Below are 15,751 nucleotides of genomic sequence, written 5' to 3' on the forward strand. Positions count from 1 at the left end.
CGTTTCAACACTCACAGGAGATCGACATGACGGAGCAGGACCCCTCGAATCGACAAGCCTCCGCGGACGCGGATCCCGGCCTGCCCTTCCCGACCGTGCGCGAGGTCTCGCTCGGCGCCCCGCTGCGCTGGATCGCCCGCGGCGCCGCCGACCTGCGCGCCTGCCCGGGACCCAGCCTGTTCTACGGCCTGTGCTTCGCCGCGATGGGCCTGCTGACGGTCGCGATCTTCCTCCATGCCTACGAGTACATCGCCGCCCTCGCCTCGGGCTTCCTGCTCGTCGGCCCGCTGTTCGCAATGGGCCTGTACGAGATCAGCCGCCGGCGCGAGCGCGGCGAAGCCTGCGCGCTCGCCCCTACGCTCACCGTGTGGCGCCGCAACCTGGGCAACATCGGCGTGTTCGCGGTCGTGCTCGGCGTGGTGCTGCTGGTCTGGGCGCGCGCCTCGATGGTGGTGTTCGCGCTCTTCTACACCGACGAGATGCCGAGCCTGGACGGCCTGATCGCGCAGATCCTCGAGCTGCGCAACCTCGAGTTCCTCGGCGCGTATTTCGGTGTCGGGCTGGTCTTCGCCACGATCGCGTTCGCGGCCAGCGTGGTGTCGGTGCCGCTGATGCTCGACCGCAACCAGGATGCGGTCAGCGCGATGCTGGCGAGCTTCGCCGCGCTGCTGAACAACCCCGGTCCGATGCTGGTGTGGGCAACGCTGATCGTCATGCTGAGCGCGATCGGCTTCGCCACCTTCAACATCGGCCTGGTGGTGCTGATGCCCATCCTCGGCCACGCCACCTGGCACGCCTACCGCGACCTCATCGAACCGCTGCCGCCCGGCTGAACCCCGCGCGCCGCGCGGCTTCGCGGATCAGTCGTCGAGTTCCAGCACCACCGGCTGATGGTCGGACGCCGCCGTCTCCGCCTCCACCCGCAGCGCGCGCACGCGCGGCGCCAGATCCTCGGTCACGAAGAAGAAATCGCAGCAGTAGGCCCGATCCGGCCAATCCGCGCCGTGCAGGCCTACGCTCGGCGCATGGGGCGCGCCCGGCGCGACCACGCCCCAGGCATCGCGCCAGCCCGGCACCCCCGCCCCGATCGGCGCCTGCATCAGTACATGCTCGGCCGAACCCGGCTCGCAGTTGAAGTCACCGCACACGATCGCCGACGCCGGTCGCGGCCACGCGGCGAAGGCCGGATTCGATTCCTTGCCGGCCGCCGGCGCCGCCGCCAGCCCCGCCGCCTCGGCCTGCAGCGCGCGCAGGGCCTCGATCTGGGCGCGGCGCTGGCGCCGCGAGTAGTACTCGAGATGCGTGCTCAGCACGCGCAGGGGGCCGCGCGCGGTCGTCACCACCGCCTCCAGACACACCCGCTGCATCGCGGGAAAGTCCGGATCGGCCGGCGCCGGCAGCAGGTGGCGGAACACCTGCCCGAGCGGCAGGCGCGACAGCAGCAGGTTGCCGAAGCGCGCCCGCCCCCCCGCCCCGTCGGGCACGTCCATGCCGGCGGCGAACACCGCCTCGTGCCCGGGAAAGGCGGCGGCGAAATGCGCCGGCTCGTCCTCGCACGCGCCGCCGGCCAGGCCCGGGAAGTTGCACGCGACCTCCTGCAGGCAGATCACGTCGAACTCGCCCGCCGCGCGGATCGCGGCCACCGTGCGCGCCAGATCCACCCGGCCGTCGGCGCCGCGGCCCCACTGGATGTTCCACGTCATCAGTCGCATGTCGCCCTCGCCTCGTTCATCTCGCCCAGCCTCCTTGGTGTAGACCCCAGCGAAGATATATCGTCGGATACCGCGCTTTCCATCATCACCGCGGGCGGAGGTCGATCTCCCTGCGAGATTCCGCGCCCCGGATCCGCGCAGACCTCGGCCCGCCGGGCGCCATCGACCGCGCGCGCGATGGCCCCGGCTTGACGGGCGCAGCGCAAGAAGCGATGTTGCGGCAATGTCCGCGATCGTCCGCTCCGTCCTCGCCGTCCTTGCGCTCTTCGGTTTCCTGCACGTGCATGCGGCCCCGGCCGGGCAGCCGCTGCGTATCGGCGTGCTCGCCTTCCTCGGCTCGGACGCCGCGGTCGAGGAATGGTCGCCGGTGGTGCGCCGGCTGCAGGCCGCGCTGCCCGGCCACCTGCCGACCCTGGTCCATCTCGACCACGACGGCCTGCGCGACGCGGCGCAGCGCGGCGAGCTCGACTTCATCATCACCAACCCCGGGCACTACATCGAGCTCGAGGCCACGCTCGGCGCCAGCCGCATCCTGACCCTGGACGCCGACGGCGGCCGCGCGCCGGAGCGCGCGCTCGGCTCGGCGGTGATCGTGCCGCGAGAGAGCCCGCTGCGCGAACTGGCGGACCTGCGCGGGCGCCGGCTGGCCATCGTCGGCCGCGGCGGCTTCGGCGGCTTCCAGCTGGTGTGGGGCGAACTCGATGCGCTCGGCATCGACCCGGAAGCGGACCTGGCCGAGCTGCGCGAGGTCGGCTTCCCGATGCAGGGCGTGGTCGACGCGCTCGACGCCGGACTGGCCGACGCCGGCGTGATCCGCAGCTGCCTGCTCGAGGAGCGCCCGGAGTGGGCGGCGCGCTTGCGCGTGCTGTCGGCGCGCACCGAGCCCGGCTTTCCCTGCGCCACCTCCACCCCGCTCTACCCCGACTGGCCGCTGGCCGCGCTGCGCACCACCCCGCCGGAGCTGTCGCGCGCGGTCGCGATCGCGCTGCTCGGCATGCGCCAGGACAGCGACGGCCTGGCGTGGGCCGTGCCGGCCGACTACCAGCCGGTGCATGAGCTGTTCCGCCGTCTGGAGATCGGCCCCTACGCCTACTTGCGCGCACCTACGCTGATGGTGCTGGCCGAGCGCTACTGGCCGTGGGTGGCCGGTTTCGCGCTGCTGATCGTGGGCTGGATCGTCTACACCGTGCGCGTCGAGCATCTGGTGCAGACCCGCACCGCCGCGCTGCGCGAGGCGCTGGCGGCACGCGAGGCGATGGAGGCGCGCATGCGCGGCGCGCAGGAGCAGGCCGAGCACATGTCGCGGCTGTCGGTGCTCGGGGAGCTGTCGGGCACGCTCGCCCACGAGCTCAACCAGCCGCTGGCGGCGGTCGTCAATTACGCCAACAGCCTGGTGCGCCGCGCCGACAACCAGCGCCTGACCGAGGCCGCGGTACGCGAGGCCGCCACCGAGATCGCCGGCCAGGCCGAGCGCGCCGCCGGCATCCTCGGCCGCATCCGCGCCTTCGCGCGCAAGCGCACCGCGAGCCGCGAGACGGTGGCGCCGCGCGAACTGGTCGACGAGGCGGTGACCCTGTTCCGCGGCATGCTGGCGCACGCGCCGGACATCGGCATCGACGACGCCCTGCCCGCCGGCACGCTGATCGCGGCCGACCGCCTGCAGATCCAGCAGGTGCTGCTGAACCTGCTGAAGAACGCCTGGGACGCCAGCCGCGAGCAGCCGGTCGAGCGCCAGCGCATCGACATCCGCCTAGACGCCGAGGGCGGCAGCCTGCGCATCGCGGTGCGCGACTACGGCAGCGGCATGAACGAGTCCGCGCGCGCGCGCCTGTTCGAGTCCTTCTTCACCACCAAGGCCGATGGCCTCGGCCTCGGGCTGTCGATCTGCCGCAGCATCGCCGAGGCCCATGGCGGCCGGCTCGCGGCCGGCCGGCCCGACCCATCACCCCGGTTCGGCACGGTCGGCGCGCTGTTCATCCTCAGCCTGCCGCTTGACGCCTCGCCGCCGCCCTCTTCCTCGCCTTCCCCTTCCCCTGAACGCCCGGCACAGACCGATGCGCCCACGGCATGAGCACACGCCATGACCCCGACCGAAGACCTGCTGATCCACGTCATCGACGACGACGCCGCCTTTCGCCGCTCGCTGGTATTCCTGCTCGACTCCATGGGCTGGGCGGTCGCCAGCCACGCGTCGGCCGAGGATTTCCTCGCCGCCGCGCCCGACCCCGCCACCGCCGCCTGCCTGGTGCTCGACATCCGCATGCCGATGATGAGCGGGCTGGAGCTGCAGCAGGTGCTGCGCCAGCGCGGCTGGAGCGTGCCGATCGTGTTCATCACCGGTCACGGCGACGTGGAACTGGCGGTGCAGGCGATGAAACACGGCGCCTGCGATTTCCTGGAGAAGCCCTTCAAGGACCAGGCCCTGATCGACGCGGTCGGGCGCGCGGTGAAGCTGGGCTGCGAGGCGCGGGCGCGAGATGCGCGCTGCGGCGAGGCAAAGGCCCTGCTCGACCGCCTGTCGCCGCGGGAGCTGGAAGTGGCGCGCCTGGTGGCGCTGGGCCTGCCCAACAAGCTGGTCGGGCGCGAGCTCGACATCAGCGAGAAGACGGTGCATGTGCACCGCCATCACGTCATGGAGAAGACCGGGGTGGGCAGTGCCGCCGAGCTGGCGCGCCTGATGCTGCGCGCCGACCCGGCGGCACTGGACTGAAGGCGCAGCGCCGCATCGAGTGCCATATTCGCGCCTTCCGGCGCTCCCACAGGTGGCCCGGCGCCGACCCTTCGCGGCTCCCGCCGCTCCCACACCGGAGCCGGCACGGCCCAGTGGGAGCGGCGGGAGCCGCGATTCGGGCCTCACCGCAAGCGGCGGAGCCTCACACCCGCTCGAGCCGCGCCGGGATGCCCTGGCGCACCGCGGTGCCGGACACCGCATCCACCCAGATCCCCTTGTCGCCGCGGGTCGGGTCGGACAGGCCGAGGTCGTTGAGGTTGATGCCGGCGCGCAGGTCGGGGCGGTCGGGCTGCACCTGGTCGCCGATGCGGTGGGCGCGTGCGCCCAGTTCGCGGTGGCCGTAGCCGTGCTCGATCGCCATTACCCCCGGCACCACGCCCTCATGCACGATCACCGTGCATTGCGCGCTGCCGCCCGGGGTGCGGATGCGCGCAATGTCGCCGCTTTGCAGGCCCAGCCTTTCGGCATCGGCCGGATGCACGACCACCGGGTTGTCCGGATGCAGGCCGGTGATGCGGGTGGCGATGCTGTACGAGTTCTGCAGCGCCGACTTGTAGCTGATGATCTGCAGCGGCCACTCGGCCTCGGTGTGGATCTGGCGCACCGGGGTGCCGTCGTAGAAGGCCGGCGGCGTCCATTGCGCACAACCACGGAAGCGGGCGCCGGTCAGCGTGTTGCGCGCGCTGCCGATCATCTCGTTCCACAGCCACAGCGGCTTGGTGAAACGGTGGGCCTGCCATTCGGGCTGCTCGGCATCCTGCGCCTCGCTAGCGGGCTGGTAGCGCCCGCCGCGGGTGAACAGGAAGGCGACCTTGCGCCACTCCTCGGGCTTCAGCACGCCCTCGAGCTGCGGGCGCAGGCGGTCGACGCCGGACAACTGCAGGTCCTCGTCGCTCGCGTCACCCACCGGCGCCTTGCCGGCGAAGGCGATGTTGGCGCCGCCGCGCAGGTACCAGTCCTCGGGGGTGTCGAGCGGGTAGCGCTTGCCGTCCATGTCGGCGATCGCCTCGGCGCCGAAGCCGGGCAGCTTCATCGCGCGGGCGAGCGCGATGTAGAAGGTCTCCATGCCGATCGCCGCGCCCGCGGGCGTCTTCGCCGCCCTGGGCTCGACCACCGGCCAGCGTGCGGTCGTGGCCTTGGTCGGCACACCGTTCCACGGCGCGGTCCAGCCCCAGCTCTCGTACATCAGCGAGTCGGGAACGATGTAGTCGGCGAAGGCGTTGCTTTCGTTGATCAACGGGTCGACCGAGATGATCAGCGGCAGCTTCTTCGGGTCGGCGAGGTCCTTCTCGATCAGCGGACGCACGCCGGTGATGCCGTACAGCGGGTTGCAGCTCCACAGCACCAGCGCCTTGAGGCCGTAGGGATAGCCACGCAGCGCGCCCGGGAACCATTCCGTGCCCAGGCCCGGCGCATTGGGGAACCAGGCGTCGGTGGCCGGATAGGGCTTGCCCTCGGCCTGGCGGCGCTTGAACTCGGCCGAGCGCTCGTAGGGTACGTTGCGCCCGAGCGGGGTGCCGGCGGGCTTGAGCATGCCGGGGAAGGTCTCGAGGTCGTAGCGCGGACCGGCGCCATTGTCCTTGAAGCCGCCGCCGTTCATCACGAAGCCGCCCTTGCAGTTCAGGTTGCCGATCAGGGCGTTGAGGGTGACCACCGAGTAGGCGTTGTAGAAGCCGTTGCCGGCCATCATGCCGCCGTGGGCGATGGCGCTCGCCTTGCGGCCGTGGCGGGTGAACTCGTCGGCCAGGCCGACGATCACTTCCTCCGGGATGCCGCACGCGGCCGAGTAGTCGGCGATCGACAGCGCACGCGCCGATTCGCGCAGCAGCTCGAAGGAGGTCTTCACCGTCACCGGCTTGCCGCCGAGTTCGAGCACGCGGGTGGCTTCCAGCACCGCCGGCCCGGTCGCGGTCTCGGCCGCGACCAGCTCGCCGCCGGCGGTGGCGATGACGTAGGGGTCGGCGTCCTTGTACCTGTCTTCAGCGGAAACGGACATGCCGATGTCCGAGCCGCGCAGGAAGCGGCCCTGGCGCGGATGGCCTTGCTCGGCGATCACCAGCCAGCCGGCATTGGTGAAGGACGGCTCGCCGGCGGCCTGGGCGGCCTTGAGGTTGGGCCAGGCGAGGTAGGCGGTGTTCACCCGCTCGTTGTCGAACATCCAGCGCATCATGCCCATCACCAGCGCACCGTCGGTGCCCGGGCGGATCGGCACCCAGCGCCCGTGCTCGGCGGCGGCGAGGTTGTGCGAGTTGTTCAGCACCGGATCGACCACCACGTAGTCGAGGCGGCCTTCGGCGCGGCCCTTGGCGAGCATGCCGCCGGTGCGCTTGAAGGGGTTGCCGGCGTTGCCGGGCGCGGTGCCGATGAAGAGCACGAACTCGGCGTTGGCGAGGTCGGGCTTTGCGTGCGGCATCTTCTTGACGTCGCCGAACAGCGCGCCCGAGCCGGAGCGGTAGGCGCCGCCGCAGTACGAGCCGTGGCCGACGTGGTTGAGCGTGCCGTAGGCCTGGTTCCAGAAGCGCCGGCTGAAGTTCTCGCGGCCGTCATTGACGCTGGTCAGCACCGCGACCTGGTTCACCCGCTTGCCCAGCTCGGGCGCCGCGGGGTCGATCGGCTGCTCGAGGTCGCGCAGCGCGGCCAGGCCCTCGACATGGCCCTCGCCGAAGAGGTCGCCGCCCTCCACCACCTCCTTCACCAGCTGCTCGAAGGAGATCGGCTGCCACTGGCCGGAGTTGCGCGGGCCGACGCGCTTGAGCGGCGTGAGCACGCGGAAGGGCGAGCTCATCTGGTCCATCGCCGCGTTGCCGCGACCGCAGGCGGTCGAGCGCCCGGCCAGCCCCTTGTCCTGGAAGCGCGACATCGCCACCAGGCTCTCCTTCACCGACGCCTTCATCGGCAGGTGAGGCTCGGTCGACAGCGGGCTGTAGGGGTTGCCGACCACGCGGATGACCTGGCCGCTCTGCTTGTCGATGCGCACCCGCACGCCGCACTGGGTGGTGCAGCCCAGGCACGCCGTGTAGCTGACCTGCTGGTTGGGGTTGGGGGTGAATTCGCCGGTCACCGGATCGACGGTGAACTCCGGCTCGGCCGAGCGGCCGTGGATATGGCGGCCTTCGGCGATCTTTTTCTCTTCGGGGCCGGTGAAGTTGGCCACCATGCGGCCCAGGGTCTGCGAGAAGCCGGCGGCAAAGGCGGCCAGGCCACCGGCGGCGATGATTTCACGACGTTCGATTTTCATGATGTTTCTCCTTGGTCGCCCGCGCTCAGGCGGCAGCCTTGTCGGTGGAACCGGCCGCGAGACGATCGAGCGGCAGCAAGGTGGTGATGAGGACGAAGAGGAAGACCCACAGCCCGGCGGTGCCGACGATGCCCATCAGGCCCTCGGGGCCGAGCGGCAGCGAGTAGGTGTAGTAGCCGGCGCCGGTCTTCGGCACCTCCTGGCCGCCGATGAAGATCGACCAGCGCATCATCCATGCCGAGTGCAGCGCGAGCAGGCCGATCACCAGGCCGGAGCCGGGCCGCTTCCACGCCAGCACCAGGGTCAGCACGGTGGCGGCCACCGCCCACGCTGCGGAGAGCTGCCAGTTGGCCGAGGGGCCGACTTCGGCCAGGGCCTGGGCATGGACCGGCGACACCCCGGAGAGCCCCAGCGCCAGCCACAGCGCACCCACCGCCAGCGCCGCCACCTGGGTCGCGGCCAGCACGCCGGCCATGCGGCGCTTGGCGGCCTCGTCATTGAGACCGAAGCGGTTGAACAGCAGCGCCAGGCCGACCGCGCCGGCAAAGGCGGTGACGAAGAACTGCAGCGGCAGCAGCGGCGTGTTCCACAGCGGACGCGCCTGCACCACCGCGACCTCGGCCCCGGTATAGAGCGCGACCAGGGCCGCGCCGACGAAGGCGAGCAGCGCCGCCGCCTTGAGCGCGCCACGGCTCTCGTGGCCGCCGTAGGCGAGCACGCCCGCCAGCTTCGCGAGCTTGCCGCCGCTCTCAGCGTGGCGCGCCAGCTCGGGGCGGAAGGCCAGCCACGCGTACATCAGCAGCCCGCCCAGATACACCGGGATGAAGAACGCGCCCCAGGACATCCAGGACGTCGGCGTGAAGTAGGCGTAGAAGTGCCAGAAGCGGCCCGGCTGGTGCAGGTCGGCGAGCAGCGCCACCGGCGCGGCCAGGCCGCACACCAGCGCGCCGAGCAGGGCCAGGCGGGAGATGCCGGCCCAGCCCGGGCGGCGGAAGACGGTGCCCGGCAGCGACAGCAGGAAGGCACCGTAGGACAGGCCGATCAGGAAGAAGTACTGCACGGCCCACGGCAGCCACGCGACTTCGCGCGCGACGTTGATGGTTTCGACGATGTTCGGGTTCATGCTGGATCTCCTCGCGTGCGGTTCAGGCGTGCGGCAGGTTGCGGGGCTTCCACAGCGTGCCCTGGCCCTCGACCTTGCCGGTGAAGCGTTCGTCGAGGCCGATGTAGAACACCCGCGGCGCGGTCTCGAGCTCGGGCTTGAGCACCTTGAGCTGCGGCTGCGCTTCCTTCAGGCGGCGGGCGAGTTCGCCCTCGGGGTCGTTGATGTCGCCGAAGATGCGCGCGCCGCCGACGCAGGTCTCGACGCAGGCGGGCAGCAGACCGGCATCCACGCGGTGGGCGCAGAAGGTGCACTTGTCGGCCTTGTTGGTCTCGTGGTTGATGAAGCGCGCGTCGTAGGGACAGGCCTGCACGCAGTAGGCGCAGCCCACGCAGCGGTCGCCATCGACCGCGACGATGCCGTCCTCGCGCTTGTAGGTGGCGCTCACCGGGCACACCGGAATGCACGGCGGGTTGTCGCAGTGGTTGCACAGGCGTGGCAGCACGTAGGTGCCGGCGGGCTGGGCGCTGTCGACGAGCTTGACGCTGTAGGTCGACACCACGGTGCGGAAGCTGCCTTCCGGCACGGCGTTCTCCTGGATGCAGGACACGGTGCAGGCCTGGCAGCCGATGCACTTGCGCACGTCGATCAGCATCGCCCACTGGCGCTTGCCGGAGCTGGCGATCGCCGGCGTGGGCGCGATCGCCGCGGCGGCGGTCACGACCGGCACCCCGCGCAGGAAGTTGCGCCGCGAGGGCGATGCCGGCGCCGATGCGGTACGGGCGGCGGGATCGGGAATCTGGAAAGCCTTGTTCATTGCGGTACTCCACGGGCCATTGGCGTGGATGCCACTGTAGGCTTTCGATACCCACACAAGAATTGGGGAGATGAGGCAGCTGACTAGACGGTTTTACCTATTGCGCCCCGGCCCGGGTGCGCGCACGGCGGCGGCGCACACGGTCCGGCTGCGCGCCGGGCATAATCGGCCGTCACCCCATGGAAAGAGCACTGCGATGCACACCCATCACGGTCACGACCACCACGGCCACGATCACCACCACGCCCCTCACGACGGACACGACAAGCGGGACGCGCACACGCACGCCCACGGCGGCCATCACCACCACGACCACGCCGCGAGCCGCTTCCTGCCGCTGGCGCTCGCGCTCACCCTCGGCTTCGCGGCGGTGGAGGCGATCGCCGGCTGGTGGTCGGGCTCGCTGGCGCTGCTCGGCGACGCCGGCCACATGCTCACCGACGCGATGGCGCTCGGCCTCGCCGCGATCGCCGCGCGCGTCGCGCTGCGCGCGCCCAGCCATCGCCACTCCTACGGTCTGCGCCGGGTCGAGGCGCTGGCCGCGCTGCTCAATGCGCTGTTCATGCTCGCCGTGGTCGGCGGCCTGGTGTGGCATGCGGTCGAGCGCCTGCTCGCCCCGCGCGCGGTGGCCGGCGAGGCGGTGATCCTGGTCGCGCTCGGCGGCATGGCGCTCAACATCGCCGTCGCCTGGCTGCTGACCCGCGGCGAGGCCGACCTCAACACCCGCGGCGCGCTGCTGCACGTGATGGGCGACCTGCTCGGCTCGGTGGCGGCGCTGGCCTCCGGCATCGTGATCCTGTACACCGGATGGACGCCGATCGACCCGCTGCTGACCATGCTGATCTGCGGCCTGATCCTGTTCTCGACGCTGTCGCTGCTGCGCCAGGTGCTCAACACCCTGCTCGAGGGCGTGCCCGACGGCCTGTCGCTGCCCGAGGTCGGCCAGGCGATGGCCGAGGTGCGCCAGGTGCGCTCGGTGCACGACCTGCACATCTGGAGCCTGGATTCGCGCCGCACCGCGCTCTCGGCCCACGTCGTGCTCGACGATGCCGCGCACTGGCCGGCGGCGCTGGCCGCGCTGCGCGGCCTGCTGCGCACCCGTTTCGGCATCGAGCACGTCACCCTGCAGCCGGAACTGCCGCCTGCGCAACCGCTGGTCTTCATGCCGCGCAGGCAGGCCGAAACCCGCGCAAACACAGGGATCCGGGGCCGATGACCCCTGCTCGTGAGCTACTACATCTAGTGCGCACAAAACATTGAAAACACAAGCAAAATTTTTAACTTATTGTTTTTTATAGTTTTTATTTTTTTGCACCCGCCGGTTTTCCGCGCTATTCTTTCGTCCGTTTTCAGCCCTCAGCCAGGACGAAGAAGAAGACCATGAGCGAGACTTCCAGCACCTCCGCACCGCAGCACACCAAGCCCTCCGCCGCCAACCTGCCGATGCAGGAGATCTCCGGCGAGGTCCTCGTCGAAAAGTACGCCAAGGGCGACGAGCAGACCGTCGCCGAAGTGCGCCGCCGCGTCGCCCGCGCGCTGGCCGCGATCGAAGCCGAGGACAAGCGCGCCCACTGGGAAGCCAAGTTCCTCGAGGCCCAGGAGAAGGGCTTCGTGCCCGCCGGCCGCATCAACAGCGCCGCCGGCACCACGCTCGCCGCCACCCTGATCAACTGCTTCGTGCAGCCGGTCGGCGACTCGGTCACCGAGGCCGTTGACGGCCGTCCCGGCATCTACACCGCGCTCGCCCAGGCCGCCGAGACCATGCGTCGCGGTGGCGGCGTCGGCTACGACTTCTCGTCCATCCGTCCGAAGGGCGCGCTGGTCAAGGGCACGGCCTCCAACGCCTCCGGCCCGGTGTCCTACATGCGCGTGTTCGACCGCTCGTGCGAGACGGTGGAATCGGCCGGCGCCCGCCGCGGCGCGCAGATGGGCGTGCTGCGCTGCGACCATCCGGACATCGAGGAATTCATCCACGCCAAGGACGAAGGCGACCTCACCAACTTCAACATCTCGGTCGGCGTCACCGACCCCTTCATGCAGGCGGTCGAGGCCGACGGCGACGTCGAGCTGGTGCACAAGGCCGAGCCCACCGACGAGCTCAAGGCTGCCGGCGCCTACCAGCGCGACGACGGCCTGTGGGTGTATCGCAAGGTGCGCGCGCGTGCGCTGTGGGACCAGGTCATGCGCTCGACCTACGACCACGCCGAGCCGGGCATCCTGTTCCTCGACCGCATGAATCAGGACAACAACCTGTACTACTGCGAGACCATCGAGGCCACCAACCCCTGCGCCGAACAGCCGCTGCCGCCCTACGGCTGCTGCTGCCTGGGCTCGATCAACCTGACCCCGTTCATCAAGAACCCGTTCACCGACAAGGCCGAGTTCGACTATGCCGGCTTCGGCAAGGTGGTCGACGTCTCCATCCGCATGCTCGACAACGTGCTCGAGGCCACCCACTGGCCGCTCGCGCAGCAGCACGCCGAAGCGCAGTCCAAGCGCCGCGTAGGCCTCGGCTTCACCGGCCTGGGTGACGCGCTGATCATGCTCGGCAAGCGCTACGACACGACCGAAGCACGCGAGGAAGCGCGCAAGATCTCCGAGTTCATGCGCAACCGCGCCTACCTGGCCTCGTCCGACCTGGCCAAGGAGCGCGGCGCCTTCCCGCTGTTCAACGCCGACCTGTACCTGTCGGGCGGCAACTTCGCCTCGCGCCTGCCCGCCGAAGTGAAGGACAAGATCCGCAAGCAGGGCATCCGCAACTCGCACCTGCTGTCGATCGCGCCCACCGGCACCATCAGCCTGGCCTTCGCCGACAACGCCTCAAACGGCATCGAGCCGCCGTTCTCCTACACCTACACCCGCCGCAAGCGCATGGCCGACGGCACCTTCAAGGAGTACGCGGTCGAGGACTACGCCTGGCGCCTGTACAAGCACCTCGGCGGCAACGTCGACAAGCTGCCGGAATCCTTCGTCACCGCGCTGGAGATCTCCGCGCAGGCGCACAAGGACATGGTCGCCGCGGTCGCGCCCTACATCGACACGTCCATCTCCAAGACGGTGAACGTGCCCGAGGACTACCCCTACGCCGAGTTCGAGGACCTCTACCTCACCGCGTGGAAGGCCGGCTTGAAGGGTCTCGCCACCTATCGCCCCAACAACGTGCTGGGTTCGGTGCTGTCGGTCACCCCGACCGCCGAGCAGAAGCAGCCGCACGACGTCGAGATTTCCGACGCCAACAAGCGCCTGTCGATCAAGAACCTGCCCGCCCCGGTGCTCTCCAGCCTGCGCTGGCCCGGCCGTCCCGACCTGCCCGACGGCAACCTGGCGTGGACCTACATGCTCAACACCCCGACCGGCGGCTTCGCGCTCTTCGTCGGCCAGGTGGGCAACAACGGCGGCAGCTTCCCGTTCGAAGTGTGGGTGAACGGTGCCGACCAGCCGCGCGGCCTGGGTGCGGTGGCCAAGACCCTGTCGATGGACATGCGCGCCAACGACCGCGGCTGGCTCAAGCTCAAGCTCGACACCCTGGCCCGCACCGTCGGCGAGCGCTCGTTCGAGATGCCCTTCCCGCCGCATGGCGAGAAGAAGCTGGTGCCCGGCGTGGTCTCGGCCTTCGCCCAGGTGGTGAACTACCGCTGCGAGAAGCTCGGCGTGTTCGACAAGGAAGACGAGAGCAACTCGGTGCTGGACACGCTGTTCAGCCTGGAAGAGCCCAAGACCGGCACCGACGGCACGCTGTCGTGGACGGTGGACATCTACAACCCGGCGACTGGCGAAGACTTCGTGCTCGGCCTCAAGGAGATCACCCTGCCGGACGGCGTCACCCGCCCGTACTCGGTGTGGCTGTCGGGCAACTACCCGCGCGCGCTGGACGGCCTGACCCGCATCCTTTCGCTCGACATGCGCGTCATGGACCCGGCCTGGATCGGCATGAAGCTGCGCAAGCTGCTCGACTACCCCGAGCCGCTGGGCGACTTCATGGCCTTCGTGCCCGGCACCCGCCGCCAGCAGAACTGGCCCAGCACGGTGGCCTACCTGGCCCAGCTCATCATCCACCGCTACGCCATGCTCGGCGTGCTCGACGAAAAGGGCTACCCGACGCGCGAGATGGGCATCCTCGAGTCGCCGCGCGACGACAACGAGCCCAAGCTGATGCAGGGCGCGCTGTGCAACGAGTGCGGCAACCACACGGTGATCCGCAAGGACGGCTGCGACTTCTGCACCGCATGCGGCGCGGTGGGGACCTGCGGCTGATCGCGGCCCCATCGCCGGGCAGCTCATCGGCCGGCGCAAGGAAAACCGGAAGGCAGGCCTGCGAAGGCCTGCCTTTTTTGCTCCTATAATTGGGTACAAATTCAGTTCCCACCACGCCAGCCGGCTGCGACGAGCGCCCGCTGCGAGAAGACGCCATGCCCACCTGTCCCCGCTGCGACGGCACCGACTGTCGTCCATCCCCCTGGCGCTCCGAGGACGAGAAGCGCGAGCACAAGGGTGAGCTCGCCTATCGCTGCATGTCCTGCGTGCATCGCTTCTACGGCCCGGCGCCGGGGAACGTGCTGTTCGACAATCCGATCGTCGCCGCGGTCGGCGGCAGCACACTGATCCTGACGGTCGCGGTGATCACGATCGTCTGGCTGTGGAAGAACTGAAGGGACACGCGCGGATGAGCACGCCGCCCGTGATCGCCTGTACGGCCTGCGGTTCGGGCGAAACGCGGCTGTCGCGCTGGCGCTCGCACGAGGAGCGCATCGACAACCCCGGCCTGCACCCGTATCGCTGCAACCACTGCGGACACCGCTTCCTGGCGCCCGGCGGCACGCACGGCGGGCGGCGGCGGTGGCCGATCGCGGTGGCCGCAGCCTCCGTCATGCTGCTGTTCGCGGTCGTTGGCGCGAGCCTGTTCGTGGTGCTGGGCGGCGAGCATGCCCACGACGACCCGGCGCATCCGCCACTCACGGCGCCGACGCTGGAAGCCGCCCGCCAGGGCGATCCCGACGCGCAGTTCCGCGTCGCGCGCGCGGCGCTGCTCGATCCCGAGCGCGGCATGGAAGCTACCCGCGAGGCGGTCGACTGGCTGCGGCGCGCGGCCGAGAACGGCCACACCGGCGCCATGATCCATCTGGGCAAGCTGTACAAGAGCGGCGTCGGCACGCCGCAGAACTACGAGCTCGCCGCGCACTGGCTGGGCGCGGCGGCGCGCGCGGGCGATGCGGAGGGGATGGTGGAGTTCGGCCGCCTGCACCGCAGCGGCATCGGCGTCGAGCAGGACGCGATGCAGGCCTATGTGTGGTTCAACCGCGCCGCGGCGGCGCTGAACCTGGATGGTGCGCAGGAGCGCGACAGCATCTCGCTCAAGCTTGCGCCCGAGGACCTGAAGCGCGCGCAGGCGCTATCGCTGGAGCACGAAACGGACAATGCTGCCGACCGTGCCACCGGAGCGGCGGCCGAGACCGCGGCCGCGCCGGGCATGTCGACCGGGCCTGGCGAGTGAGACGCGAGGGGACGGGAGCTCAGCGCGCCGTGTCCAGCTTGCCGGCGAAGACCCAGCCCTGGTCCACCACGTAGTTGAAGACGAAACCGGTCGGCTCGTCGATGAACAGACTCACCGGCTGGCCGGGATCGGCGACCGTGGCCACGGGGGCATCGACCTGGCGCCCGGCGAAGGTCCAGCCCTGCTCGGGCAGATAGACGAAGCGGCCGCCGGTGGGCTGGTCGATCATCACCGCCAGCGGGCGTTCGGCATGGACGCGCTCGGCATGAGCGGCGGGCGAAGCCAGCGCGAGCTGGACGGGCGCATCCGCCGCGGCCTGGGCGGCCGGCATCGCGCCGGCAAAGGAGATGGCCGCAAGGGCGGCGAGCGAGAACGAACGGACGGTGGTGGTCGTGGAGGTCATGGTTTCTATCCTTGGAACGATGCTGCATTGCAACATCAATGCGGGCATTGTATCAGCCAGACCTAGAACGTCCATTCGAACATTTGTTGCCCCTACATAAGCACAGCTAATCCATCACCCCGCGGCGGCGCGGACCGACTGCGGTTTCTCCGGCTTGCCCGGGCCCGTTGCGGCGCGTATCTTGCGGGCCTGAGTGGCGCTCGCCGCGTGCCCCGGACGCTCGCAGCCACGCACCCGTCTTCCAACCGCCGACCCTT

12 protein-coding genes are annotated in these 15,751 nt (G+C 70.2%); 7 read left to right on the plus strand and 5 right to left on the minus strand.

Going from position 1 to position 15,751, the window contains the following annotated elements:
* Positions 1-26 precede the first annotated feature (26 nt).
* Positions 27-833 (plus strand): DUF2189 domain-containing protein, encoded by an 807-nt coding sequence (locus CKCBHOJB_RS13855; protein ID WP_281049245.1) that lies wholly within the window; start codon positions 27-29, stop codon positions 831-833.
* A gap of 27 nt (positions 834-860) precedes the next feature.
* Here the strand turns inward: CKCBHOJB_RS13855 and CKCBHOJB_RS13860 are convergent, their stop codons facing one another.
* Positions 861-1,712, minus strand: a complete 852-nt coding sequence (locus CKCBHOJB_RS13860; RefSeq protein ID WP_281049246.1) for an endonuclease/exonuclease/phosphatase family protein — start codon at positions 1,710-1,712, stop codon at positions 861-863.
* Between the two features lie 223 nt (positions 1,713-1,935).
* Between CKCBHOJB_RS13860 and CKCBHOJB_RS13865 the strand changes: the two genes are divergently transcribed.
* Together CKCBHOJB_RS13865 and CKCBHOJB_RS13870 are read left to right on the plus strand one after the other, a co-directional pair.
* Positions 1,936-3,783 (plus strand): PhnD/SsuA/transferrin family substrate-binding protein, encoded by a 1,848-nt coding sequence (locus CKCBHOJB_RS13865; protein WP_281049247.1) that lies wholly within the window; start codon positions 1,936-1,938, stop codon positions 3,781-3,783.
* Positions 3,784-3,792: 9 nt separating this feature from the next.
* Positions 3,793-4,422, plus strand: a complete 630-nt coding sequence (locus tag CKCBHOJB_RS13870) for a response regulator (protein WP_281049248.1) — start codon at positions 3,793-3,795, stop codon at positions 4,420-4,422.
* 163 nt (positions 4,423-4,585) lie between these two features.
* Here the strand turns inward: CKCBHOJB_RS13870 and CKCBHOJB_RS13875 are convergent, their stop codons facing one another.
* The 3 genes from CKCBHOJB_RS13875 to dsrO are packed head-to-tail and all read right to left on the minus strand — an operon-like array spanning position 4,586 to position 9,600.
* The gene (locus tag CKCBHOJB_RS13875) at positions 4,586-7,681 is read right to left on the minus strand and encodes a molybdopterin dinucleotide binding domain-containing protein (RefSeq protein ID WP_281049249.1); all 3,096 of its coding nucleotides are present in this window, start codon (positions 7,679-7,681) and stop codon (positions 4,586-4,588) included.
* Positions 7,682-7,706: 25 nt separating this feature from the next.
* On the minus strand, positions 7,707-8,804 hold the full coding sequence (nrfD, locus tag CKCBHOJB_RS13880; protein ID WP_281049250.1) for an NrfD/PsrC family molybdoenzyme membrane anchor subunit: 1,098 nt from the start codon (positions 8,802-8,804) through the stop codon (positions 7,707-7,709).
* Positions 8,805-8,826: 22 nt separating this feature from the next.
* Positions 8,827-9,600, minus strand: coding sequence for a sulfate reduction electron transfer complex DsrMKJOP subunit DsrO (gene dsrO / locus CKCBHOJB_RS13885; RefSeq protein WP_281049251.1), 774 nt, complete (start codon positions 9,598-9,600; stop codon positions 8,827-8,829).
* A gap of 196 nt (positions 9,601-9,796) precedes the next feature.
* Between dsrO and CKCBHOJB_RS13890 the strand changes: the two genes are divergently transcribed.
* The 4 genes from CKCBHOJB_RS13890 to CKCBHOJB_RS13905 all read left to right on the plus strand — a co-directional run bounded on the left by CKCBHOJB_RS13890 (position 9,797) and on the right by CKCBHOJB_RS13905 (position 15,091).
* Positions 9,797-10,816, plus strand: coding sequence for a cation diffusion facilitator family transporter (locus CKCBHOJB_RS13890; RefSeq protein WP_281049252.1), 1,020 nt, complete (start codon positions 9,797-9,799; stop codon positions 10,814-10,816).
* 164 nt (positions 10,817-10,980) lie between these two features.
* Positions 10,981-13,854, plus strand: coding sequence for an adenosylcobalamin-dependent ribonucleoside-diphosphate reductase (locus CKCBHOJB_RS13895; RefSeq protein ID WP_281049253.1), 2,874 nt, complete (start codon positions 10,981-10,983; stop codon positions 13,852-13,854).
* A gap of 155 nt (positions 13,855-14,009) precedes the next feature.
* The gene (locus CKCBHOJB_RS13900; RefSeq protein ID WP_281049254.1) at positions 14,010-14,249 is read left to right on the plus strand and encodes a hypothetical protein; all 240 of its coding nucleotides are present in this window, start codon (positions 14,010-14,012) and stop codon (positions 14,247-14,249) included.
* A gap of 14 nt (positions 14,250-14,263) precedes the next feature.
* Positions 14,264-15,091, plus strand: coding sequence for a tetratricopeptide repeat protein (locus CKCBHOJB_RS13905; RefSeq protein WP_281049255.1), 828 nt, complete (start codon positions 14,264-14,266; stop codon positions 15,089-15,091).
* A gap of 19 nt (positions 15,092-15,110) precedes the next feature.
* Here the strand turns inward: CKCBHOJB_RS13905 and CKCBHOJB_RS13910 are convergent, their stop codons facing one another.
* Positions 15,111-15,494: a hypothetical protein gene (locus CKCBHOJB_RS13910; RefSeq protein ID WP_281049256.1), complete on the minus strand. Its 384-nt coding sequence runs from the start codon at positions 15,492-15,494 to the stop codon at positions 15,111-15,113.
* Positions 15,495-15,751 lie beyond the last annotated feature (257 nt).

This window comes from Thauera sp. GDN1, assembly GCF_029223545.1.
In the GTDB taxonomy this organism is placed as follows: Bacteria; Pseudomonadota; Gammaproteobacteria; order Burkholderiales; family Rhodocyclaceae; genus Thauera.

Bases quoted from the DNA above. Each gene is read 5' to 3' on its own strand.
- CKCBHOJB_RS13855 (WP_281049245.1), top strand. From the start codon at position 27: ATGACGGAGCAGGACCCCTCGAATCGACAAGCCTCCGCGGACGCGGAT.
- CKCBHOJB_RS13860 (WP_281049246.1), bottom strand. From the start codon at position 1,712: ATGCGACTGATGACGTGGAACATCCAGTGGGGCCGCGGCGCCGACGGC.
- CKCBHOJB_RS13865 (WP_281049247.1), top strand. From the start codon at position 1,936: ATGTCCGCGATCGTCCGCTCCGTCCTCGCCGTCCTTGCGCTCTTCGGT.
- CKCBHOJB_RS13870 (WP_281049248.1), top strand. From the start codon at position 3,793: ATGACCCCGACCGAAGACCTGCTGATCCACGTCATCGACGACGACGCC.
- CKCBHOJB_RS13875 (WP_281049249.1), bottom strand. From the start codon at position 7,681: ATGAAAATCGAACGTCGTGAAATCATCGCCGCCGGTGGCCTGGCCGCC.
- nrfD (WP_281049250.1), bottom strand. From the start codon at position 8,804: ATGAACCCGAACATCGTCGAAACCATCAACGTCGCGCGCGAAGTCGCG.
- dsrO (WP_281049251.1), bottom strand. From the start codon at position 9,600: ATGAACAAGGCTTTCCAGATTCCCGATCCCGCCGCCCGTACCGCATCG.
- CKCBHOJB_RS13890 (WP_281049252.1), top strand. From the start codon at position 9,797: ATGCACACCCATCACGGTCACGACCACCACGGCCACGATCACCACCAC.
- CKCBHOJB_RS13895 (WP_281049253.1), top strand. From the start codon at position 10,981: ATGAGCGAGACTTCCAGCACCTCCGCACCGCAGCACACCAAGCCCTCC.
- CKCBHOJB_RS13900 (WP_281049254.1), top strand. From the start codon at position 14,010: ATGCCCACCTGTCCCCGCTGCGACGGCACCGACTGTCGTCCATCCCCC.
- CKCBHOJB_RS13905 (WP_281049255.1), top strand. From the start codon at position 14,264: ATGAGCACGCCGCCCGTGATCGCCTGTACGGCCTGCGGTTCGGGCGAA.
- CKCBHOJB_RS13910 (WP_281049256.1), bottom strand. From the start codon at position 15,494: ATGACCTCCACGACCACCACCGTCCGTTCGTTCTCGCTCGCCGCCCTT.